Here is a 21,933-nt window from a genome sequence, read left to right on the forward strand (position 1 = left end):
GGTGCTCTGAGCGGTGCTCCAGCACCATGCGCACAGCGCGCTCACGGACCTCTGGCGAAAACTTTGCGGACTTCTTCATGGCTCCATTCTCCAGTGTTGGAGCCTCCGCAAAACCCGGGGCGCTTCAGTTCTGGTTGGCTGTCATCTGGGCCGGGTACAACATTGAAGTTGCACGCACTTGCTCTGGTGACAACTGCATTGGTTACATGTTGCTGGCCATGCCTTTCCCATTTGTCTACGCCTATGCCGAGCTGCTGCTTTGGCGCGCTCGCCGCAGAGAACGCGGAAGGAATGAACAACATGCGAGGTCTTGAACACAAAGTCCCCCTCCCTTCGTTGGCTTGCTGATAGGGGCTGCCATGTGGCTCGGCGCACAACAGGCGACGGTTGTCGGCATCGAAACCAGGCTGCGCATTGGGCTGGCCCTGTCGCTGCTGATGCTTGGCCTCACCTTCTCGATACTTGGGGCCGGCGCTCTTCGCGGCCTACATCACACACTTTCAGATCATTCCTGAGGGACGCGTGTTGCGTGACAAGTTTGGCGAAGCGTTCACTGCGTACAGCAAGACCGTGCGTCGGTGGCTCTGAGCACACGCACCAACGGGCACGACAGAGACTGCATGGCAGGTCAGCATTTTCAACGCGGGCAAGAATGCACGAGATGCGCCGCTTGCAGCGAGCCCTGACAAGCTGCCATTGATCGTCATATCGCACGGCACCGGTGGCTCTGCGGCCACGATGGCGTGGATCGCGTGGGACACACGACAAGGTGAGCTCTACCGCGCTGCATTTCTTCGATGCCACGCTGATCGGCCAGGACCGCCTGCCGCGTTATCGCTGAGCAGAAAAGCAAAAGCCCTTGCAAATCACTGAATTGCAAGGGCTTGGCATCTGGCGGAGAGGGCGGGATTCGAACCCGCGGTAGGCTATTAACCTACACACGCTTTCCAGGCGTGCGACTTAAACCGCTCATCCACCTCTCCAGGAAGACCGAGACTATAGCATGAATCTGCTTAATTCAATGCAGCCTTCTTGCCATCCTTGTAGGTATAAAGCGTCATTGCCGGGTTCTTCAGTTCACCGTTCGACTCGAACTGCACCTTGGCCGTGACCCCCTGGTAGTTGGCTTGTGCCAGCTTCGGGCCATAGACCTTCGGGTCCACCGAGTTGGCTCGCTTCATGGCGTCAACCAGCACCATCGTGGCGTCATAGGTGTAGGGCGAATACACCTGGAACTGGTTCGGGAATTTGGCGTCGTACTTGGTGCGCCAGGCCTTGCCGCTGGGCAGCTTGTCGAGCGAAGCGCCGCCCACGGCACACACCACATTGCCCAGCGTGCGGGCATTGCTGGAGAGGTCCTTGAGCTTGTCGGTACAGATGCCATCACCACCGAACATGTAGACCTTGGTCAGGCCAAGTTGCTGCATCTGGCGCAGCATGGGGCCGGCTTGCGGGTCCATGCCACCAAAGAAGATGCCTTCGGCCTTCTTGCTCTTGATCGAGGTGAGGATGGACATGAAGTCCACCGCCTTGTCATTGGTGTACTGCTCGCTCACGACCTCCATGCCCAGGGTCCTGGCGGTGTCACGGAAGACTTCAGCCACGCCTTTGCCATAGGCCGTGCGGTCGTCAATGATGGCCACCTTCTTGAGCTTGAGTGTCTGCGAAGCGTACTTCGCCAGCCCTGCGCCCAGTGCCTTGTCGTTGGCCAGCATGCGGAACACGCCCTTGTAGCCAAAAGTGGTCAACTCGGGGTTGGTGGCCGAGGGGGTGATCATCGGCAGGCCGCACTGGTTGTAGACCTTGGCAGCCGGGATGGTAGTGCCAGAGTTGAGGTGACCGATCACCCCGTTGACCTTGGCATCACACAACTTTTGTGCAGCGGCGGTGCCCTGCTTGGGGTCCGCTGCATCGTCTTCTGCCACCAGCTCGAAGTGGACCTTCTTGCCGCCGATGGTGAGACCTTGTGCGTTCAGATCGTCAATCGCCATCCGGGCGCCGTTTTCGTTGTCCCGACCGAAGTGAGCCTGAGGGCCCGAGATCGGTGCGACGTGACCGATCCGCACCACCGCATCAGCCGCCTGGGCCTGCGTGGTGGCGGCGAAGCCGGATGCCAGCAGCGTGGCAGCAGCCACCGAGCGCAAAACAAAACGTTGAGTCATGTCTTCTCCATTGAGTCAGTAACGTTCTTCAGGGCTTGTCACGGTTGCGCCACTTGGCCAGTTCTTGCGCCACCGACCGATTGACCACATCGCGCATGGTGCGCGACAGCTCGTCACGCAAATCGGCCATCAGGGTTTCGATGAACTGGGCCAGCAGGGGCTGCATGGATTCCCGCAGTCGGAACTCCAGCATCGAGTCAATGCGCTTTTGCACATCAACCAGAATTTTCTGCGCCAATTGAGCTTCGTTGATATCGGGGGAAGCCGGTAGTACCGATGGCGCCTCTACCTCGATTTCTTGCACTGGCGGCGGCGGTGGGGGTGAAAACGGCTCAGGTGGAGGTGGAGGCGAAGGAGGCGCGATCGGCGCCTCATCCACGACCACAGCGACCGCCTCATCAGGCAACGGCGCCGGGCTGGCTGTGGGTACTTCCACCACCTCGGTCAATGTGGGCACATGCAGGGGGCGCGCCCGACCAAACTCACTCATTCCTTGACCTCATGCGGCTGGATCTGCAGCCCCAGTGCTTCATAGCGCTTCCAGCGTTGTCGGCCTTGCTGGCGATCTTCCGGATCACGCGACACAACCTCAAACAGACGCTCATAGCGCTGAACATCAGCGGGCATGTCAGGCCCCAGGTTGACCAGGATGCTGCATTCAGCGGGCACACCTGCGCCATCCGCACTCAACCACACTGGGGTGATGTGCTGACGCTCCGGAACGGCCTTGTCAGGCTGCACCAGAACGTGCGGCAGGAATTCCTGGTCATCAAACACCCACAACTGCCGGTCCAGACTTTTCAAGATGGCCGGTGAACCGGTCACGAGCACCTTTGCCCCACTGCGGTATGCCTTGCGCAACAGCCGGCAGGCATAGGCCAGCTTGTCAGGCACACCGTGGTGGAACTCGACCGTGTTCACGCCTGCCCCCATCAAGCTGGCCGCTTGGTAGCGACACGCTTGGCCGGCACACGTCGTGCGGCAGGCGCCGGCTTGGCCTTCTTGTCAGCCATGGGCTTGATGGCTGCAGCCCCGGCATCGGCTTGCGACAGCAGGAACTGGGTCAACAACCCGACCGGGCGCCCCGTGCCACCCTTGGCGGCCCCGGACTTCCAGGCCGAACCGGCGATATCGAGGTGAGCCCAACGGTAGGCCTTGGTGAATTTGCTCAGGAAGATGGCCGCAGTGATGGCTCCGCCATCACGCCCACCCACATTGCCCATATCGGCAAAGTTGCTCTTGAGCGCATCGCCGTATTCTTCGTCCACCGGCATACGCCAAGCCGTGTCCAGCGCCTGACGACCGGCGGCCAGCAGGGCATCGGCCAGCTCGTCGTCAGCCGAGAACAAGCCACTGTGGACATGGCCCAAAGCCACCACACAGGCGCCTGTCAGCGTCGCGATGTCGATCACGGCAGCCGGTTTGAAGCGTTCGGCGTAGGTCAGCGCATCACACAGAATGAGTCGCCCTTCGGCATCGGTATTGAGCACCTCAATGGTCTGCCCCGACATGCTGGTCACCACATCACCCGGCTTGGTGGCCGTGCCGCTGGGCATGTTCTCGCAGGTGGGCACCAGGCCGATCACATTGAGCTTGGGCTTGAGGTCAGCCAGCGCACGGAAGGTGCCCAGCACGCTCGCCGCACCGCCCATGTCGTACTTCATCTCGTCCATGCCGGCACCGGGCTTGAGCGAGATGCCGCCCGTATCAAAAGTGATGCCCTTGCCTACCAACACGATGGGCGCCTGCGACTTGGCCCCGCCTTCATAGCGCAGCACGATGAACCGGGGCGGCTGTGCGCTGCCATTGGTCACCGACAGGAAAGAGCCCATGCCCAGTTTTTCGATGGCGGCACGGTCAAGCACTTCAGCCTTGATGTGCTTGAACTCGCGGCTGAGACGACGTGCTTCCTGCCCGAGGAAAGTGGGCGTGCAGTGGTTGCCCGGCAGATTGCCGAGCTCACGCGCCAAAGCCACCCCGGCGGCCACGCCCTGCCCAGCAGACAGCCCGGCCTTGATCGCCGCGCCTTGCTCTGCAGCGGCCACCACGGTCAACTTCGACAAGGCAGCAGGCTTGGGCGCAGACGGCTTGGTCTGCCGGTACACATAGGTGGCTTCGTCCACAGCTTGCACCAGGGCCTGGGCATGTGCGGCATCCAGCACGGCAGAACAGGTCAATGCCACGTGCTGAACCCCACCGCGGCTTTTGACTTCAGCCAGGGCTTTGCCCACTGCGGCACGAATCGCCTTGACAGAAGCGTCTGCAGCACCCGACAACACCAGACGGGGCGCTTTCACGCCCGCCGGGCGATGGATGTACAGCGTCTTGCCTGCCTTGCACTCCCAATCCTTGGACGACACAGCATCCTTGATCAGCTTGTCCAGGGCCTCAGAGCCGGTTGTGGTTTGATCAGCCGTCAGCACCACGAGCAACGCGTCTGCGGCAATCTGCGACAGTGCTGCGCCTTCGGCAGCGGAAAAGCGGTAGTCCATGCCTGATGCACGTCCATAATGGACGGATTGATTCGTATCCAAGCAATGTTATTCGATTCCTCTGTCCGCCGTGAACTTTGGCGCAGTTTTGTAGGCACCTTGATCGTGCTGCTGACCGTGGTCATGACCATGGTGCTGACGCGCATTCTGTCCGACGCTGCGGGTGGCGTGTTCGCGCCCAGTGACGTGAGCCTGATGCTGGGCTACACCCTGATCGGTCAATTGCCCATGCTGCTCAGTCTGTCAGTCTTCGTGGCTGTCGTGAGCGTGCTGAGCCGCTACTGGCGCGACAGCGAGATGGTGATCTGGCAGGTCAGCGGCACACCTCAAATGCGTTTCGTGCGCCCGCTGTGGCAGATGGCGTGGCCGGTCCTGATTGCCGTGGCCATGCTGACACTGGTCGCACGCCCATGGGCCCAAACTCAGACTCAGTTGCTGAAAGACCGCTATGAAAAGCGCTCGGACATTGCCCGGGTTCAACCTGGCCAGTTTCAATCTTCAGCCGATGGCAGCCGCGTGTTCTTCATTGACAGCCACAGCGATGGCGAGAAAACAGGCAAGAACGTGCTGATGGTGATCACACGTGAAGACCAGGAAGCGGTCATCACAGCCAAGGAAGGGTTCGTCGAGACCGTTGCCGGGCAACGCTACTTGCTGCTCAACCACGGGGAGCGCACCCAGACTGACCTGTCTTCCGGCGAGAAGGTGGTTTCGCGTTTTGACTCTGCGCGCGTGCTCATCGGCGAAGTGGACCGAGGTGCCGACCCACAACTGGAGGTGCGTGCCACGCCCACGCTGGATCTGTTGACGTCCACTCAAGCGGAGCAGCGTGCCGAACTGGTTTGGCGTGTGGGCCTCGTATGGGCTACCTTCAACATGATGTTGATCGGACTCGGGCTGGCAGCAGGCAACACCCGCCGCTCCAGCAACTGGAACCTGGTGCTGGCCTTGCTGGTATTTGTGGTCTATTTCAATCTGTTGACCTTGATGCAGTCCTGGGTCGCTCAGGGCAAACTCAGCGCCCTGGGCAGCCTGCTTGGCGTGCATGGCGGCGTGACCATGCTGGCCCTGCTGCGTGTCTGGCTGCGTGATGGCGGCCTGAGCATGCTGACCAGGAGGCGCGCATGAAAACCGTTCGCCGACTGCTCTACCGGCAGATCATCACTTCGGTCGCTTACGTCACGATCGCGTTCCTGGCCTTGTTCTTTTTCATCGACTTCATCGATGCGCTCAAGGACATGGGACACAAGGGCTACACCCTTGCTGACGCCATATGGACGTGTTTGCTCTCCGAACCTGGGCACCTCTACGACGTCTTTCCGATTTCGTTGCTGATTGGCACCACCCTCGCCTTGTCCCAACTGGCTCAGAGCTCGCAACTGACTATTTTGCGTACCAGCGGCCTGAGTCCCCAGCGCGCACTGATGGTGCTCGGCGGGCTGGGCATTGGCGCGGCAGTGCTGTTGGTGGCGGTAGGTGATTGGCTGATGCCTGTGGCCGAGCAACACGCATCCCAGCACAAGGCCGCGTTTCGCAACAGCAAAACGCTCAAGCTGGGGCAAAGCGGGGCTTGGCTGCGAGAAAAGCGGGCGCAGCCCTCCGGGAACGAGCACACCCTGACTGTCAACGTGAACGCTGCCAAGGGGCAATCTCATTTGCTGGGCATCCGAATCTTTGAGTTTGACGAGGGAGGCCGACTCATCAGACGAATTGGCGCAGACGAGGCCCGCGTAAGCCAGGCTGGCGCAGGCTCGATCTGGCTGCTCAAGGGAGTGACGGATACCCACTGGCCTGCACCGGTAGAGAACCCAGAACAGGCCATTGCGGACAACACCACGCATGTGCGCGAGGTACACCTGCCTGAACTGGCCTGGGAAAGCCGACTCACGCCGACCGTGGTGGCTGCGTCGGTGCTACCGCCTTCAACCATGTCAACCATGGACTTGTGGCGCTACACCCAGCATCTTGCCGACAACGCACAGGCCGCCCAGCGCTATGAGATCCAGTTCTGGAAACGCGCCGCCGCGCCTTTGGGTTGCCTGGTGATGGTGGCGCTCGCCCTGCCCTTTGCCTACCTGAACTCGCGCAAAGGTGGTGCAGGCCTGAAGATCTTCGGCGGCATCATGCTGGGCATCAGCTTCATGCTGGTCAACCACATCTCCGGCCACCTGGGCCTGCTGCAACAATGGAAGCCGTGGATTGCGGCAACCATGCCCAGCATCATCTATTTGCTGCTGTCCATGGCCACCTTTGCATGGCTGGTGCGCAACCGATAAGGAAGCCCGATGAAAGCCGTCATCCTGTTTGCCCATGGTGCACGGGACCCCGCATGGGCAGCCCCGTTTGAAGCTACCGCCAAGCAGTTGCAAGCCCGCGCCCAAGACGCCGGGACCAACCTGCATGTGCGCAATGCCTACCTGGAGTTCATGCAACCATCGCTACCGGTGGCCGGCACAGAGTTGGCAGAGGCCGGATGCACCGACGTCACCGTGGTTCCCATGTTCCTTGGCGCAGGGGGCCATGTCCGCAAGGACCTGCCTCTGCTTGTTGAACAGTTGGCCGCGCGCTTTCCAGATGTGGCCTGGCACCTCAGCCCAGCGCTGGGCGAAACGCCGCAACTGATCCAGGCCATGGCCGACACGGCATGGCTGCTGTCTCAACCAGACAACTGACCTCACATGAACCTGCATCAGTTTCGGTTTGTTCACGAAGCGGCCCGTCGCAATCTCAACCTGACAGAAACGGCCAAGGCGCTGCATACGTCTCAGCCCGGCATTTCCAAAGCCATCCTGGAGCTGGAGGAAGAGTTGGGGGTGGACATCTTCGTGCGCCACGGCAAGCGGCTCAAACGCATCACCGAGCCGGGGCAACAGGTGCTTCAAGCCATTGAGGTCATCTTGCGAGAGGTAGGCAATCTCAAACGCATTGGCGATGAATACGCCAAGCAAGACGCAGGCACCCTCTCGATTGCGACCACCCACACCCAGGCCCGTTATGTGCTGCCTGAGCCTGTGGCTGCGCTGCGCAAGAAATACCCCAAGGTGGCCGTGAGCCTGCATCAGGGCACACCAGAGCAGGTTGCACAGATGGTGCTGGACGAAACAGCCGACATTGGCTTGGCCACCGAATCACTGAGCGACTTCCCTGATCTGGTGACACTGCCCTGCTACGAGTGGCAGCATGTGGTGGTGATGCCCGCCGACCACCCCCTGGCGCAGGTACAGAACCTCACGCTGGAGATGCTGGCCAAAGAGCCCTTGATCTCTTACCACCCCTCTTTCACCGGTCGCAAGCGGCTGGACAGCGCCTTTACCCAGCGCGGCCTGCACCCGAACGTGGTGCTGGAAGCGATCGATGCAGATGTGATCAAGACCTACACCAAGCTGGGCCTTGGTATTGGGCTGGTGGCCGAAATGGCCATGAAGGAGGACCAGCAACCAGTGGTGCCTGGCGGCTCCGACCTGGTGTGGCGCCCTGTGGGTCACCTGTTTGGCTTCAACGTGGCGCGCCTGGCTTTCAAGCGTGGTGCCTATCTGCGCCAGTTTGTATTGGCGTTTGCTGAACTGGTGTCAGACAGATTGAGTCGCCAGCTGATTTTGCAGGCCATGCAAGGCCCCAGCACGGGTAGCCAGGACGACGCACTCTGACGCGCCAATCAGAGCGCTTTGCCCGGCTTGGAAATATCGATGTGCTCGAACTCGATGTGATTGTCCTGCTGCACAGCCTGCGGCATGGGTTCTGGATCGTTCAGCGGCTCCAGATCATCCAGTGACAAGTCCACGCTGAGGCTGGGCTGCGCATGGGGCACCGCCTTGACAGGGCGCGTCGCCATCAAGGGCTCAAGCGAGTCATCCACATCAGACGCGCCGTCTTCATGGCCAGGAAAACGTGGCCTCAGGTCAACCGCCTGACGCGACTCGGTATCGCGCTCAGAGAGATCTCGCGCGACCGAGTACAGCAGCAAGAGTTCGCGGTAAGCCGGCAGATCGAAGGTTTCGACGTCTTCGTCTGAACGCGTCAGCGAACGCTCAAGCACACCCATGGCACGCGCGGGCGTCGCCCACAACTCCTGGACGCGCTCGACGATGCCCGGATAGTCTTCCAGGCTATGCCCCTGATTCAGATCGGCATCCCAGGATGGCGCATAGCCGTTGAAGCGTGCATTGAACTCGCCTTGGACGCGTTCATAGTCTTCTTTTCGTCCGAGGCGCTGATAAGTTTCCAGCAATTTGAGGAACGGCAGCGGACTGGCCCCCGTTGTGCTGTGCACATGGCCTTCCAGCAGGTCGATGGCGGCCTCGTCTTGCCCCAGCACAATGAAAAACTCGGCCTGTTGCTCCAGATCGATCAACTCTTCGACCGACACGGCACGCAGAGGCTCATTGGGGTTGACAGCACGCGCACCTGTACGTGTCATGGGCGTTGCCGCACCAGAGCCCCCAGGCACGCCCCCTGACTGGGGTTGATCCATTGTGAAGGTCGGCGCGGGGCCTCTGGCAGGAGCCGGCGACATCACCGGGCCGCTGGCTGCCTTGGCTGGCTGCGGTGCGGCCACAGTGACGGGCTTCACCGCAACCGGCTCAACCGACTTGAAGCCTGCAGATGTGCGCTCCAACAGGGTCTCGGACTCTGCGTCTGCGGCCTTGACCTCAGGAAGCACAGAAGACTGTGCCGACAACCAGGCCAACTCATCTTTCCTGGCTTTCTGCTTGCCACGCCAGGACATCACCAGGGTGGCAAGCCCGCCCCCCAGGATCAGCGAGACCAATGCCGTTGCGTAGAACAGAATGGGACTGCGCTGCCCGGCATCTGCATCGGCAACACGGGCCTGCATGCCCGCAACAGCACGACGCGCTTTTTCTGATTCGCGCTGCAAGCTCGCCAGGCGCTGCTCCAACTCTTGAATGCGCTGGCGATCTCTGGCCAATTGTTCTGGCGTCGAGTTGAGCGCCTGCCACAAGGCAGCCGCTGCAGCACGCTTGGCCTGGATGTCGGAGGCCGGGTCGTCACCAGCAGGTTGCGCCAGCATGCCCATGCTCATTTTCAAAGCAGGGATGTTGGTGGCATCAGCATCGACTGGATCGAGTTGCAGCCGCTCATGGCGAGCCGAAGCAGCATGAGCCACATCGACACCAGGCTGCCCCGACTTGCGTGCGCTGCCATCCACCTTCATGTCGACCGAGGGGGCAGCTGTCTGCGAAGCCGCAACCGGAGCCGGCAGGGCAGCGCCCCGTCGGCGCGGCACTTTCTGCGAGCTGGCAACCTTGCCACCGATGCCAGACGCAGGCGCCGCAACATGGGTGCCCCCGGCATCAGCCCCCGTGGCCGAATAGTTACCGGTACCCACAATCTGACCGCCGACAAAACCCACTCCGGGTGCCACATCAGCACGCGGCAAATTGGGCTCGGGCGCGGCCGTAGCACCACCTGCCGCAGATTGTGACAAATCGGGAGGATCAGCGAAGGTAACGAATTTACGCGTGACTTTGGTCTGGCAACCCGCCACGACATACACCGTGACGACCGGCTCATAGACGGTACGCGAAGAAGTAATTTTGACGATTCGGCCCATGCTCCCGTTCGCCAGAAGCTGCATCTGGATATCAGAAGCGGAAACCTTGTCTTCGCCAAAATAGACGTCTACCGCCACGCATGACGAACTGAGCTCTTCGCCAGATTCCAGGCGAACGGGCACCGCCAGATTGAGTCTTTCACCCAATACGGCGCGATTGGCGGGCCGGCCAAAGCCCAAGCCGTGGGATACCCCCGACGCCCCATACAGCGCCATACCGACAAGGACTGCGGCCGATATTCTTGTGATTGGATTCATATCGGTGCGTGCTTCGCCCATGTTTTCACTCTAGCACGAAGCATCTGGCTTCCATGTAAAGCTATGCACCGGAAATACGGGGGGGACTTTTGCCCACATTTGTCATGCAATTGCACAACACATTGATTTTCTTCGTTTAACCACAAGCAATCAACGAGGGCAGCAATTTGGGCAGGCGAACGTTTCAAACCAAAGGTCAGGCCGCCCGCCATCAGGATTGGGCTGGCTGTGCGATCGCAACGGCGCGCAGACTGCGAGACGCCACCTCGAACAGCTCGGACACCGCCGTCAGTTGTGCCGCATCCAGATCGTCGCCCATCATCCGCAAGGTCAACCGACCTCGGTTGATGGTCATGACCACGATCAAGGCGTCGGTCCACCAACCAGATGCGGCCTCTTCCAGCGCCGCCAACAAGTCCCCATCCAGCCACCGCCGGGTAATGACATCGGCGTTCGACAGGATGGAAAAGCGCCGCGACAACACCTCGGCACCCGACACCGCCACTTTGGGGTGCATGGGCAACCAGCGCATTTCATCAGGCATGGTGTTGTCCACCTGGGTCTGCATGGCGTTGGTGAAGCTGCTGTAGACCTCCGTTTCGAGGGCCTGAGCCAGTACCTTGCTGATCACAAGCACCTGAACGTCCGGCGCCAGCGTGCTCTCGCAACGGAATCGCAACTCCTGTCCGTCAATATAAGAGCGCTGAGATGCACCCCACTCCAGCCGCCACAAACCGGACGACGACAGCACCACGAAGCCGCCACCGCCCTTGTCCTTCACCGTTTTGAAGGCATGCCCCTGCGCATGCGCCCAATCAGACAAGACCGAACCCTGACCGCCCTTGCGGGATGGTCCAGAACCTAGTAGACGCTTGAATGATCCAAACATGCGGACGGGCCAGGCTGAACCCGGCAGACTGATGACAGAGGTTGTTCCTGCGCATTCTGCATCCGAACAAGTGCGCACTCAAAGCCACGTTAACACCATGCGTGCAGGGCATTTCCCCTGATCAGGTGGTATCACCCCCAGCAGAACGTCGGCTTTGAGACAAACAGGCCAGCCCAACCGCCCCCGGATCGGCAGGTGATGGACAATGCACTTATGCTGTCATGCAGCAAATTGGATGCAAATGCCACTTCACGTCATGCGTAGACTCAAGCGGAAGACCCTGTTCTCACTGGCCCTGTGCCTGCACGCGGCTTCCGGACAAGCGGAGACACTCGAAGAAGCCTGGAACGCTGCTCTGGCAGCCAGCCCTGCGCTCGCGGCCCAGACTCAACAGGTGGCGGCGGCCCAGGCCAGGCAAAATGCTGCCCAGGCCCTGAACTGGCCCACCTTGAGCTTGGCTGCGGGTGTCACGCACCTCAGTCAGCCCCCCACCACCAGCATTGATCTGAGCCCGTTGGGCATACCCAGTTCACTGTCCATGCCGTTGACAGACAGCACGGTCAGCTTGGGGCAGCTTGGGCTGAGCTACCCCCTCTACACCAGTGGCCGCATCACATCCACCCAGCAAGCAGCCGACGCCAACCTGAAATCGACCCAAGCCCAGACGGACAAGACGCGGCAGGACTTGAAACTCAGTGTGGCAGAGGCCTACCTCAACGTGCAGCGTGCCGATGCCGCTGCAGAGGTAGCGAAACAGCTGCGCGACAGCCTGGTCGCCCATCGCAACGACGTCAAGGCCATGGAGAAGCAAGGCCTGGCAGCCCCGGTTGAACGGATGACGGCCGATGTGGCGCTCGCCGATGCCGAACGACAACTGATCGATGCCCGTCAAGCAACCGAGCTGGCCCGGGCCGCCTATAACCGGCTGCTCGCGCGGCCGCTGACGCAAGTTGTGCAGCTGGATGCGCTGGCCGATGGCCCTGCTCCCGACATGAGCCCGGAGGCAGCGGACAAGGCCCTCAACCAGCGCCCCGAGTTACAGGCGCTGCAGTCAGGCCAGTTGGCCTTGCGGGAACAAGCCAAAGCACAACGAGGCGAAGATGGGCCGCAGATTGCAGCACAGGCTTCCTACTGGCGCTGGAACGGCTTGCCGACCAACGACAACCACACTGGCACCATTGGGGTGATGCTGAGCTGGAACCTGTTTGATGGCGGCCTCAACAAGGGCAAGAGTGACGCCCTGGTGGCCGAGGCAGCCTCACTGGCTGACAAGCAGCGTGACGCCGAATCACTGATCCGGCTGGATGTGCTCAACGCCCAATTGGGCAACCGTTCGGCCAGCGAGCGCCTGTCGGTGGCCACGGCCGCAGAGGACCTGGCCGTTGAGTCGCTGCGCCTGACGAAGCTGCGCTACCAGAACGCCCAGGCCATTCAAACCGAAGTGCTTGCCGCCGAAACCCGCCTGGCCGATGCGCGCCGGGCCCGCACCAATGCCCATTTCGATGTCCAGCTGGCTCGCCTGCGCCTTCTGCGCGCCATGGGCGAGCTGTGACCTGAACAACAGAGGAACCTCATGTCTTTTCCGATCAAACGCCTGACCCCTGTTGCCGTGGTGGTGGTACTGGCCGCCTTGGTGGCCTACGCACTGAACCACCGCGCCAGCAGCGCCGCGCCCGAAGGGCTGATCTACGCCAATGGCCGCCTGGAGAGCGACCGCGTGGCCGTGGCCAGCAAGGTGCCTGGCCGCATCGTGGAAATGCTCAAGCAAGAGGGTGATGCGGTCAAGGCTGGCGAGGTCCTGGCGCGGCTGGACGACACCCAGATCAAGCCCAAGGTAGACCAGGCCAAGGCAGCTGTGGCAGCACTCGAAGCCCAGCTGAAAGCCAAGCGAGAAGAAGTGGCTGTGGCCCGCAAGGAAGCCCCGCTGGGCATTGCCGCCAGCCAGGCTCAGCGTACCCGCGCTGCGGCCCAAGCCGAGCAAACCCGCCGCGACGCCAACCGCCTGGCTAACCTGAAGAAGGAAGGTGCCATCGATGCCCACCGGGCGGAGCAAGCCGAACTGGCCGCCGTGGCTGCGGCCACTCAACTGGATCAGGCTGAGCGCCAGCTGTCTCAATCGAAGCTGGCCATCGACAAGGTGGCCGCAGCAGAAACCGCACTGGGTGCCCTGGAGGCTCAGCTCAACGCCGCTCGTGCCACGCTGGCGGAAGCCCAGGCCGCGCTGGATGAAACCGTGGTGAAGTCACCCAGCGATGGGGTGGTGGCGATCCGTGCCCGTGAACCCGGTGAAGTGGCTGGCGCTGGCGGCACGCTCTTTGAGCTGTATGACCCGAACCAGCTGTACCTGCGCGCCTACGTGCCTGAAACCGATGTGGGCCGCTTGAAGCTGGGGCTGGCTGCCCGCGTGTGGGTGGACGCCTACCCTGATCGCGCCTTTGAAGCACGCCTGACCAACATTGCCAACCGGGCCGAATTCACCCCGAAGGAAGTGCAGACTCGCAACGAGCGCGCCAAGCAGGTGTTTGGCGTGAAGCTGCTGGTCAAGCCGCAACCTGATGCCCGACTCGCCCCCGGCCTGCCGGGTGATGCTGCCATCCGCTACAACGACAACGCCCCCTGGCAGGCTCCCAAGAGCTGAGCGTCATGAGCGAGGTGATCATCGAAGCCAGGGGCTTCGCCAAGCGCTATGGCAAGGAGCCGGCCGTTTCCGGCCTGGATCTGACCGTCCGCAGCGGCGAGGTCTTTGGGCTCATCGGCCCCGATGGGGCGGGCAAGTCCAGCTTCATGAAGGCTGTGGCGGGCGTGCTGCAATTTGATGGTGGTTCGCTCAAGGTGTTTGGCACCGAACTCGACAGCGATGCCGCAGCCGAGTCGATCAAGGACCGTCTCGGACTCATGCCCCAGGGGCTGGGACAGAACCTCTACCCCGAGCTGAGCATCGAAGAAAACGTCGACTTCTTCGCGCGGCTGCGCCTGGTGCCGCATGACGAAGCGGCCCAGCGCAAGAAGCAGCTGTTCGGCATCACGCGGCTGGAGAAATTCCGCGCCCGACCGATGAAGCAGCTCTCAGGCGGCATGAAGCAGAAGCTGGGGTTGGTGTGCACGCTGATCCATGCCCCGCGGCTGATCGTGCTGGACGAGCCCACCACCGGCGTGGATCCGGTTTCACGTCGCGACTTCTGGGCCATCCTGGCTGAGTTGCTCGAAGAAGCATCTGCCACGGCACTGGTTTCCACCGCGTATCTGGACGAGGCCAGCCGCTTCGACCGGGTGTTGCTCATGCACGAGGGCAAGGCCCTGGCTGAAGGTCGCCCCGACGAGGTGGTGGCCCGCTGCCCCGGTACCGTGATGACCATGACCGGGCTGGCACGCGAGGAAGCCCAGCGGGTGTCCCAGCGTTTTGGCTACATGGAGCCACGCGGCAACGATCTGCGCCTGTTCATGAGCGGGCTTGCACCTCAAGACGCCGCCCAAGCCCTGGTGGATACCGTGTGGCGCCCACTGACCGCCACACCCAGCGACCCTGAACTGGAAGACGCTTTCATTGCCCTGGTGGGCGGAGGCGACACGCCAGACGATGCGGTGGCCCTCAAGGCCCACATTGACGAGCAGGCCGAGCCTGCTATCGAAGCCCGGGGGCTGACCCGCATTTTTGGTGACTTCCATGCGGTGGAGAACGCCAGCTTCCGCGTGATGCCGGGCGAGGTATTTGGCCTGTTGGGGGCCAACGGCGCCGGCAAGACCACCGTGATCAAAATGCTGACCGGCATCATGCCGCCTTCCAGCGGCGAGGGCCAGGTGGCCGGGGCGGACATGCGCAAGGCCGGGCGGGAGATCAAAACCCGCATTGGCTACATGTCGCAGGCGTTTTCGCTCTATACCGACCTCACGGCGCTGGAAAACATCCGCCTGTATGCCTCGATTTACGGCCTGAGCCCGCAGCGAGCCAAAGAACGCGCGGAATGGATCGTGAACATGGCCGGGCTGGCCGGACACGAGAATGCCCTGGCCGCCAGCCTGCCGATGGGCCTGCGCCAACGCCTTGCCCTGGGCTGTGCGCTGGTGCACTCGCCCAAGGTGATCTTTCTGGATGAACCCACTTCAGGCGTGGACCCGATTGGGCGCCGACGCTTCTGGGACATCCTGTTCCGTCTGGCTCGGGAAGACCAGGTAGCCGTGCTGGTGACCACCCACTACATGAGCGAAGCCGAGCGCTGCGACAGCCTGGCCCTGATGTACGCCGGCAAGGTGGTGGCCGATGGCACGCCGGCCAAGCTCAAGGCAGACCTGGCACAGCGCCGTGGTCGCCTGCTGGAGCTGGACACCGACGAACCACGCAAGGCCCTGGCTGTGTTGCAGGCAGCCGGGCTGGATGCCAGCCTGCATGGTCGCAAACTGCATTGCTTCGCTTCGCAGGACACCGCCACCGAACTGAACCGACTGGGCACACTGCTGGCTGGCAAAGGCCTGCAACTGCGCGGCGGTGTGGAGCGGCTGGCCAGCATGGAAGACGTGTTCGTGGCCCTGATGACCGAGCTTGAGCAGGAGGGCAAATGAACATCCAGCGCATCGTGGCGTATGCCTACAAGGAATGGCGCGAAATCGCCCGGGACCGCCTGTTTTTCAGCCTGGCTTTCATCGTGCCGCCGATGTTGATGGTGCTGTTCGGCGTCGGCCTGTCGCTGGACGTGGAGCACATTCCCTTTGTGGTGCTGGATCAGGACAAGACCCAGGAAAGCCGCGACTATGCGGCGAGATTCAGCAGCGGGGTGTTTTTCAACCTGGAAGGCGAGCTGACCGACCCCAAACAGCTCGATGAGCTGATGGCCCGGGGCAAGGTGCGAGCGGCACTCATCATCCCGAACGGCTTCGGCCGCAAGCTGGCAGCCAATCAGCCCGCTGAAGTGCAGACGGTCATTGATGGCACCTTCCCCTCACGGGCACTGACGACCAAAGGCTACATCGATGCCATCAACGCCCAGGCCAGTCTGGACCGCATCGGGCAGCTGATTTCGCACACCACGGGCATGACCGAAGATGCCGCCCGCAAGCGCCTGTCGCCCGTGAAGCTGTCCGTGCGCTATCTCTACAACGAGGCCGTCGAATCACTGTGGTCGCTCGGGCCAAAGCTGCTGATGGTGATCCTGATGGTGGCCCCGCCCTTCCTCACCGCCCTGGGGGTGGTGCGCGAGAAAGAAACTGGCGCCATTTTCAATTTGTATGCCTCGAACCTCACCCGCGGCGAATACCTGCTGGGCAAGCTGGCCCCCTATGTCGGCATCTCCTTTCTGAACTCGTGGGTGCTGTGGCTGATTGCCTTATGGGGTTTTGGCGTGCCCTTCCGCGGCTCCATGCTGTTTTTCAGTCTGGCCAGCGTCATCTATGTGCTGTGCACCACGGGCATCGGGCTGCTGGTGTCCATCGTCACCCGCAGCCAGGTGTCAGCCATGATCGTCACCGCCATCATCACCATCGTGCCCGCCGTGCTGTATTCGGGCGTGCTGATTCCGGTGCCTTCATTGGGCCCGACGGGACAGGTGATCGCCCACCTGCTGCCCGCCATGTATTACACCGACATCGCCGTGGGGTGCTTCCTCAAGGGCAACGGGCTGAAAGAGCTCTGGCAGGAATGCCTGGTGCTGGCCCTTTACAGCTTCACGCTCTTCACGCTCGGCTACCGCTTCATGACGAAGCGGCCCAAGCAATGAGAGGCGCCACATGATGCAATGGATCAACTGGTTCCGGCCCCTGGTGGCCCTGACCCGCAAGGAGCTGACCCAGCTGTGGCGCGACCGTGTCCTGCTGGCTTTTGTCATCTATGCCTTCACGGTCGACATTTTTCTGGCTGGCACGGGGGTGACCCTGCAAGTCAGCCATGCCAAGACCGTCATCAGCGATGCAGATCACGGCTCGGCAGCGCGCGAGCTGGTGGGCCGTCTGGTCGAGCCGTCCTTTTCTGTACAGGCTGGCAGCGTGTCTGGAAACCAGGCGCTGGATGCCCTGGACCGGGGAGACGCCATGATGGCAGTCGACATCCCGCCCAATTTCACGGCAGACCTGGCCGCCGGGCGCGACACCACCGTGGGCCTGTGGGTGGACACCTCCAACTCGGTGCAGGGCTTTCTGGCCGCCAGCTACATGACCCGTGTGGTCACCCAGTTCGGGCTGGAGTCCGGCATCCAGCAACTGCGCAGTCAGGCCGGCTCGCTGGGCATCACCTCGCTGCCGACCACCGACAACCGCATCCGGGCCTGGTACAACGCCAACCAGGATGACTCATGGTTCATGGCCATCTCGGAGTTGCTCAACATCATCACGGCTTTTGCCATCCTGCTGCCGGCTGCCGCAGCCGTGCGCGAGAAGGAACGTGGCACGGTGGAGCAGTTGCTGGTCTCGCCGCTGTCCCCCCTGCAGATCCTGCTGCCCAAGGTGATCGCCATGGGGGGCGTCATCTTGCTGGCGGTGGTCTTGTCGCTCAACGCGGTGTTGTGGCCCATCTTTGATGTGCCCTGCCGCGGCAGCCTGCCCCTTTTCTTCGCGATGTGCGCGCTCTACATCTTCTCGACCGCAGGGCTGGGGCTGTTCATCGCCACCATCGCGCGCAACCTCGCTCAGGTCGGCATGCTGACCATTCTGGTGCTGGCGCCCATGCTGTTTCTTTCAGGAGCATGGACACCACCAGAAGCCATGCCATTTTGGTTGGCTAAAGCCATGGTCATCTCCCCGTTACATCACTTCATGGATATTGCGTTCGGGATCCTGCTGAAAAATCAGGATGCCCGGTCGCTCGCCGAACCCATCACCATTCTGGCCGGGATCGGTGCGCTGCTGTTTGGACAAGGTCTGTACCGTTTCCGTCGCCAGTTTGGCTGATGCCCAAGGAGTGAGCACATGGTTCCTATCCCCAACCCCCGCCTGCCGCTGCAAGGCAAGAAGGCCCTGATCGTCGGCGTGGCCAACGAGCACTCGATTGCCTATGGTTGCGCCAAGGCTTTTCGCGAGCTGGGGGCGGATCTGGCCATCACCTACCTGAACGACAAAGCCCTGCCCTACGTGCAGCCCCTGGCCGAAGAGCTGGGTGCCGAGATCTTTGCCCCGCTGGACGTCTCTGTGCCTGGCGAATTGGAAACGGTGTTCCAGCAGATCGAACAGGCATGGGGTCAGCTCGACATCATGCTGCACTCGATCGCCTGGGCGCCCAAGGATGACCTGCAGGGCGGGCTGCTGGACTGCTCGGCAGACGGCTTCGCCAAGGCCATGGACATCTCGTGCCACTCGTTCGTCCGCATGGCCCATCTCGGCGCCCCGCTGATGAAGGAAGGTGGCAGCATGTTCGCCATGAGCTACTACGGCGCGCAAAAGGTGGTGCCTAATTACAACGTCATGGGCCCGGTCAAGGCGGCACTGGAAGCCTCATGCCGCTATCTGGCCTATGAATTGGGGCACCGCAACATCCGCGTTCACGCCATTTCACCGGGCCCCATGAAGACACGGGCAGCCTCAGGCCTGAAGAACTTCGAGATCCTGCTGCACGAAGCCGCGCAAAAAGCCCCCCTGGGCGAGCTGGTCGACATCATGGATGTGGGCTACGCCACAGCCAACCTGGCTGCGCCCTACTCCCGCCGCATGAGTGGCAACACGCTGTACGTGGACGGCGGCACCCACATCATTGCCTGACCTGGCCTCACGGCCTTCAGTGCTGGTCTGCGCTCAAGCTGCCATCCGGCAGCTCCTGAAGCAATACGTCACCACAGATCACGGCCGGCGTCTGGAAGCAGTCATGGCGCCGTATGAAGCGTGACGACACCGTGAAGCACAACTGCCGCCCTTGCAGGGTTCTGTAGGGGCGGGTTACCTGCACTTTGCCCGGCGCATCGAGCGCACGGCGGAAATAGGGGCGACTCGCCCACGTGGCCCCTTGCGTCTCTTTCATGGGCAGATAGGCTGCATGCGGCCCCAACTGACCATCGGGCCGCCACACGCTGTCGCCAATCTGGCGACCTTCGGCATCCAGCAGGTAGCACAGCTGGCCGCCAGGCAGATCCAGTCGCGTTGACGTAGGGGGCAATCAATTCCTTGTGCGCGCGTTGATGCGCACGACGGCGCAAGTCCATGCCCTTGTAGAGGTCGGTCAACTGGTCAGGGGTGCTGAGCCCGGTCTGCACCATGGGCTGAGGCCGGCAGAAGTAATACCCCTGCATCAGATCGACATCGCAGTCCATGGCCAGCAGGGCTTCGTCATAGGTCTCCACCCCTTCCATCAACACCAGCGCGCCACACTCATGCAGCAGCGAGGTCAGCTGTCCCAGCATGCGAGCGGTTCCTGCATCTTTGGCGGCGCGAACCACCATGCTGCGGTCCAGCTTGACGATATCGGGCTTGAGGCGCCAGACGCGATCAAAATTGGAGTGCCCTGCCCCGAAATCGTCCAGCGCGATCAGGAAGCCATGAGACTTGAACTGCTGGACGGCCTGTTCCAGCGGCGCCAGGCGATCGATGGAATCTTCCAGCAGTTCGATGACGATCTGTTCAGGGCGCACCTGCAAACCCTGCAACCAGCCGACCTTGCTGGAGGCCATGTCCCCCTCCATGCCATGCAGAAAAGCATCAACATGGACATTGAGGAAGAGCCACTGATCTTGCGCACGCGCCTTCACAAAGTTGAGCAGGTGCGCACGGCGACTGAGCGTGTCGCACCGCCCGATGTCCTGCAAGCCTGAGCAGGCAGCGAACACCTCCACAGGGGACACCCGATGCCCGTCAGCATCCAGCCCTCTCAACAGTGCCTCATGGCCTACGACACGACCATGGACCACGCTGTAGATGGGCTGAAAATGCGAGCCCAACCACAACGGCCCGAAGCGGGCATGCACCACGCCATCCATCTCACGAAAGTCATCCGACATGAGTGTGGCGTCGTGCATTTGCCCCATGCTCAACTCCCGTGAAGATCAAGCCAGTCTGAACACACCGACCACATCCGTGAGCTTGCGCGCCTGCTCCTTCAGACTTTCAGCTGCGGCAGCACTCTGCTCAACCAGGGCGGCATTCTGCTGGGTCATCTGATCAAGCTGGTTGACAGCGACATTGACCTGGCGAATGCCATCCGATTGCTCGGTCGCAGCACACGAGATTTCGCCAATGATGTCAGCCACCCGCTGCACCGATGCCATGATTTCCTGCATGGTTTCACCGGCATCGGACACGAGGCGTGAACCCGACTCGACCCGCTCGGTAGACGCCACGATGAGCGTCTTGATTTCCTTGGCAGCATTGGCCGAGCGCTGCGCCAGATTGCGTACTTCAGAAGCCACCACAGCAAATCCACGGCCTTGCTCGCCGGCACGGGCGGCTTCAACAGCGGCATTCAAAGCCAGGATATTCGTCTGGAAGGCAATGCCGTCGATCACACCGATGATGTCGGAGATCTTGCGGGAGCTGGTGTTGATCTCTTCCATCGTGCGCACCACCTGCGACACCACTTCACCGCCCTTGGCGGCAGAGGTGCTGGCAGACGACGCCAACTGGTTGGCCGTACGGGCTGAGTCTGCCGTCTGGTTGACCGTGCCGGTCAATTGCTCCATGGAGCTGGCCGTTTCTTCAAGGCTGGACGCCGTGTGTTCGGTGCGGCTGGAGAGGTCCTGGTTACCGACCGCAATTTCGGTACTGGCCGTGGTGATGGACTCGGTGGCGTCACGGATGCCGCCAATCACGCGAGAGAGGGCGTCCTGCATCTCAGCCAGTGCATTGATCAACTGCCCCATCTCGTCTTTGGCGCCATCATGCTCCAGTCGCTTCAGATTGCCTTGTGCCACCTGACGGGCGGCTTCCAGCGCATGCGCCAGGGGCTGCGTGATCGACCGGGTGATGAACCAGGCTGCGCCCGCACCGAGGGCAATGGCCAGCACACCCAGCAGGATCAGCATCAAGCGCCCTGCATCATTGGATGCACTCAACTCTTTGGCCATCACATCGATCTGCTGACGCTCCAGCGTCTGAAACGCCAGCACGACATCGAGGTACTCACGAGCGGTCGGCTGATAGGCCGACTCGAAGATCCGTGTTGCTTCCAGGGTATCGCCACTGGCTTTGGCCTTGACCGCACTGTCACGAGCCTGGATGTAGCGTGCGCGAACCTCACCCATCTTGGCAAAGGCGGCCCGTTCTTCGTCGGTGCGCAGCAGCTTCTCGAGCGCAGCCTGCGCTTCAGTCGATGCCTTGGTCGTCATCTTGGTGTCGTCGGCAAAGAAGTCCGTCAAGGACGCATCCGTACTCTTGACAATAGCCGAAGTGCGGCGAACTGCCGCAAACACATTCCGATAAACATCGCCAGCCAAACGCTCTTTGGCAAGCGGCTCGTTCATCATGGCGTGGGTGGCGTTATCCACGTGTTGAAGACGCCAGACGGCGGTGCCCAACATCAAGGCTGCAAGCAACAGCAGCAGCCCGAAGCCCAGTGCCAGGCGTTTTCCAATACTCAGGTTTCCCATGTCGATACTCCGTTAAGACCCCTGTCTGCACTGGACTCTGATGCAGAGGAACGGGGTCACACGGTTTATC

At 61.7% G+C, this 21,933-nt stretch carries 20 protein-coding genes and 1 tRNA gene; 12 read left to right on the top strand and 9 right to left on the bottom strand.

What is annotated here, in order from left to right:
- On the top strand, positions 1–314 hold a 314-nt coding region (locus ACE3PH_RS13830; protein WP_374320044.1), incomplete at its 5' end, for a hypothetical protein.
- A 45-nt stretch (positions 315–359) separates the two neighbouring features.
- The gene (locus ACE3PH_RS13835; RefSeq protein WP_374320047.1) at positions 360–515 is read left to right on the top strand and encodes a hypothetical protein; all 156 of its coding nucleotides are present in this window, start codon (positions 360–362) and stop codon (positions 513–515) included.
- Positions 516–892: 377 nt separating this feature from the next.
- Here ACE3PH_RS13835 and ACE3PH_RS13840 read toward each other — a convergent pair.
- The 5 genes from ACE3PH_RS13840 to ACE3PH_RS13860 form a co-directional block, all read right to left on the bottom strand.
- Positions 893–983: transfer RNA gene (locus tag ACE3PH_RS13840), tRNA-Ser, on the bottom strand.
- Positions 984–1,013: 30 nt separating this feature from the next.
- On the bottom strand, positions 1,014–2,162 hold the full coding sequence (locus tag ACE3PH_RS13845) for a branched-chain amino acid ABC transporter substrate-binding protein (RefSeq protein ID WP_374320050.1): 1,149 nt from the start codon (positions 2,160–2,162) through the stop codon (positions 1,014–1,016).
- Between the two features lie 28 nt (positions 2,163–2,190).
- Complete coding sequence (locus tag ACE3PH_RS13850; protein WP_374320052.1) at positions 2,191–2,652, bottom strand: hypothetical protein; 462 nt, start codon at positions 2,650–2,652, stop codon at positions 2,191–2,193.
- On the bottom strand, positions 2,649–3,083 hold the full coding sequence (locus ACE3PH_RS13855) for a DNA polymerase III subunit chi (RefSeq protein ID WP_374320055.1): 435 nt from the start codon (positions 3,081–3,083) through the stop codon (positions 2,649–2,651). The genes ACE3PH_RS13850 and ACE3PH_RS13855 overlap by 4 nt, the downstream gene beginning before the upstream one ends.
- Positions 3,084–3,094: 11 nt before the next feature.
- Positions 3,095–4,654 carry a leucyl aminopeptidase gene (locus ACE3PH_RS13860; protein ID WP_374320057.1) on the bottom strand — a complete coding sequence of 520 codons (1,560 nt, stop codon included), beginning with the start codon at positions 4,652–4,654 and terminating at the stop codon, positions 3,095–3,097.
- Between the two features lie 45 nt (positions 4,655–4,699).
- Here ACE3PH_RS13860 and lptF point away from each other — a divergent pair, with 45 nt between their 5' ends.
- From lptF to ACE3PH_RS13880, 4 genes are read left to right on the top strand one after another with little or no spacing between them, the layout of a single operon-like run.
- Positions 4,700–5,782, top strand: a complete 1,083-nt coding sequence (gene lptF / locus ACE3PH_RS13865) for an LPS export ABC transporter permease LptF (protein WP_374320060.1) — start codon at positions 4,700–4,702, stop codon at positions 5,780–5,782.
- Entirely contained in the window at positions 5,779–6,930 is a 1,152-nt protein-coding gene (gene lptG / locus ACE3PH_RS13870) for an LPS export ABC transporter permease LptG (RefSeq protein WP_374320062.1), read from the top strand. Before lptF ends, lptG begins: the two co-directional genes overlap by 4 nt.
- 9 nt (positions 6,931–6,939) lie before the next feature.
- Complete coding sequence (locus ACE3PH_RS13875) at positions 6,940–7,326, top strand: sirohydrochlorin chelatase (protein ID WP_374320064.1); 387 nt, start codon at positions 6,940–6,942, stop codon at positions 7,324–7,326.
- Between the two features lie 6 nt (positions 7,327–7,332).
- Positions 7,333–8,301, top strand: a complete 969-nt coding sequence (locus ACE3PH_RS13880; protein WP_374320065.1) for a CysB family HTH-type transcriptional regulator — start codon at positions 7,333–7,335, stop codon at positions 8,299–8,301.
- An 8-nt stretch (positions 8,302–8,309) separates the two neighbouring features.
- Here ACE3PH_RS13880 and ACE3PH_RS13885 read toward each other — a convergent pair whose 3' ends face one another.
- Both ACE3PH_RS13885 and ACE3PH_RS13890 read right to left on the bottom strand, forming a co-directional pair.
- A complete protein-coding gene (locus ACE3PH_RS13885) occupies positions 8,310–10,505 on the bottom strand; it encodes a FimV family protein (protein ID WP_374320068.1) in 2,196 nt (731 codons plus the stop codon).
- 190 nt (positions 10,506–10,695) lie between these two features.
- Entirely contained in the window at positions 10,696–11,307 is a 612-nt protein-coding gene (locus tag ACE3PH_RS13890) for a hypothetical protein (protein ID WP_374320070.1), read from the bottom strand.
- A 322-nt stretch (positions 11,308–11,629) separates the two neighbouring features.
- On the opposite strand from ACE3PH_RS13890, the gene ACE3PH_RS13895 reads away from it, so the two are divergent.
- From ACE3PH_RS13895 to fabI, 6 genes are read left to right on the top strand one after another with little or no spacing between them, the layout of a single operon-like run.
- Positions 11,630–12,925 (top strand): TolC family protein, encoded by a 1,296-nt coding sequence (locus ACE3PH_RS13895; RefSeq protein WP_374320072.1) that lies wholly within the window; start codon positions 11,630–11,632, stop codon positions 12,923–12,925.
- 21 nt (positions 12,926–12,946) lie between these two features.
- Complete coding sequence (locus ACE3PH_RS13900; protein WP_374320074.1) at positions 12,947–14,011, top strand: HlyD family secretion protein; 1,065 nt, start codon at positions 12,947–12,949, stop codon at positions 14,009–14,011.
- A 5-nt stretch (positions 14,012–14,016) separates the two neighbouring features.
- Positions 14,017–15,930: an ATP-binding cassette domain-containing protein gene (locus ACE3PH_RS13905; protein WP_374320076.1), complete on the top strand. Its 1,914-nt coding sequence runs from the start codon at positions 14,017–14,019 to the stop codon at positions 15,928–15,930.
- Positions 15,927–17,081: an ABC transporter permease gene (locus tag ACE3PH_RS13910; RefSeq protein WP_374320079.1), complete on the top strand. Its 1,155-nt coding sequence runs from the start codon at positions 15,927–15,929 to the stop codon at positions 17,079–17,081. Before ACE3PH_RS13905 ends, ACE3PH_RS13910 begins: the two co-directional genes overlap by 4 nt.
- A 10-nt stretch (positions 17,082–17,091) precedes the next feature.
- Complete coding sequence (locus tag ACE3PH_RS13915) at positions 17,092–18,246, top strand: ABC transporter permease (RefSeq protein WP_374320082.1); 1,155 nt, start codon at positions 17,092–17,094, stop codon at positions 18,244–18,246.
- Positions 18,247–18,264: 18 nt separating this feature from the next.
- Complete coding sequence (gene fabI / locus ACE3PH_RS13920) at positions 18,265–19,050, top strand: enoyl-ACP reductase FabI (RefSeq protein ID WP_374320085.1); 786 nt, start codon at positions 18,265–18,267, stop codon at positions 19,048–19,050.
- A 101-nt stretch (positions 19,051–19,151) separates the two neighbouring features.
- Here fabI and ACE3PH_RS13925 read toward each other — a convergent pair whose 3' ends face one another.
- Positions 19,152–20,306, bottom strand: coding sequence for an EAL domain-containing protein (locus ACE3PH_RS13925; protein ID WP_374320087.1), 1,155 nt, complete (start codon positions 20,304–20,306; stop codon positions 19,152–19,154).
- An 18-nt stretch (positions 20,307–20,324) separates the two neighbouring features.
- Entirely contained in the window at positions 20,325–21,863 is a 1,539-nt protein-coding gene (locus ACE3PH_RS13930) for a methyl-accepting chemotaxis protein (protein WP_374320089.1), read from the bottom strand.
- Between the last annotated feature and the right edge of the window lie 70 nt (positions 21,864–21,933).

Source organism: Aquabacterium sp., from assembly GCF_041909175.1.
In the GTDB taxonomy this organism is placed as follows: Bacteria; Pseudomonadota; Gammaproteobacteria; order Burkholderiales; family Burkholderiaceae_C; genus Aquabacterium.

Coding starts and splice junctions, on each gene's coding strand:
- ACE3PH_RS13835 (WP_374320047.1), top strand. CDS start 360: ATGTGGCTCGGCGCACAACAGGCGACGGTTGTCGGCATCGAAACCAGG.
- fabI (WP_374320085.1), top strand. CDS start 18,265: ATGGTTCCTATCCCCAACCCCCGCCTGCCGCTGCAAGGCAAGAAGGCC.
- ACE3PH_RS13910 (WP_374320079.1), top strand. CDS start 15,927: ATGAACATCCAGCGCATCGTGGCGTATGCCTACAAGGAATGGCGCGAA.
- ACE3PH_RS13875 (WP_374320064.1), top strand. CDS start 6,940: ATGAAAGCCGTCATCCTGTTTGCCCATGGTGCACGGGACCCCGCATGG.
- ACE3PH_RS13895 (WP_374320072.1), top strand. CDS start 11,630: ATGCGTAGACTCAAGCGGAAGACCCTGTTCTCACTGGCCCTGTGCCTG.
- ACE3PH_RS13845 (WP_374320050.1), bottom strand. CDS start 2,162: ATGACTCAACGTTTTGTTTTGCGCTCGGTGGCTGCTGCCACGCTGCTG.
- ACE3PH_RS13850 (WP_374320052.1), bottom strand. CDS start 2,652: ATGAGTGAGTTTGGTCGGGCGCGCCCCCTGCATGTGCCCACATTGACC.
- ACE3PH_RS13900 (WP_374320074.1), top strand. CDS start 12,947: ATGTCTTTTCCGATCAAACGCCTGACCCCTGTTGCCGTGGTGGTGGTA.
- ACE3PH_RS13880 (WP_374320065.1), top strand. CDS start 7,333: ATGAACCTGCATCAGTTTCGGTTTGTTCACGAAGCGGCCCGTCGCAAT.
- ACE3PH_RS13925 (WP_374320087.1), bottom strand. CDS start 20,306: ATGGGGCAAATGCACGACGCCACACTCATGTCGGATGACTTTCGTGAG.
- lptF (WP_374320060.1), top strand. CDS start 4,700: ATGTTATTCGATTCCTCTGTCCGCCGTGAACTTTGGCGCAGTTTTGTA.
- lptG (WP_374320062.1), top strand. CDS start 5,779: ATGAAAACCGTTCGCCGACTGCTCTACCGGCAGATCATCACTTCGGTC.
- ACE3PH_RS13885 (WP_374320068.1), bottom strand. CDS start 10,505: ATGGGCGAAGCACGCACCGATATGAATCCAATCACAAGAATATCGGCC.
- ACE3PH_RS13860 (WP_374320057.1), bottom strand. CDS start 4,654: ATGGACTACCGCTTTTCCGCTGCCGAAGGCGCAGCACTGTCGCAGATT.
- ACE3PH_RS13905 (WP_374320076.1), top strand. CDS start 14,017: ATGAGCGAGGTGATCATCGAAGCCAGGGGCTTCGCCAAGCGCTATGGC.
- ACE3PH_RS13915 (WP_374320082.1), top strand. CDS start 17,092: ATGATGCAATGGATCAACTGGTTCCGGCCCCTGGTGGCCCTGACCCGC.
- ACE3PH_RS13930 (WP_374320089.1), bottom strand. CDS start 21,863: ATGGGAAACCTGAGTATTGGAAAACGCCTGGCACTGGGCTTCGGGCTG.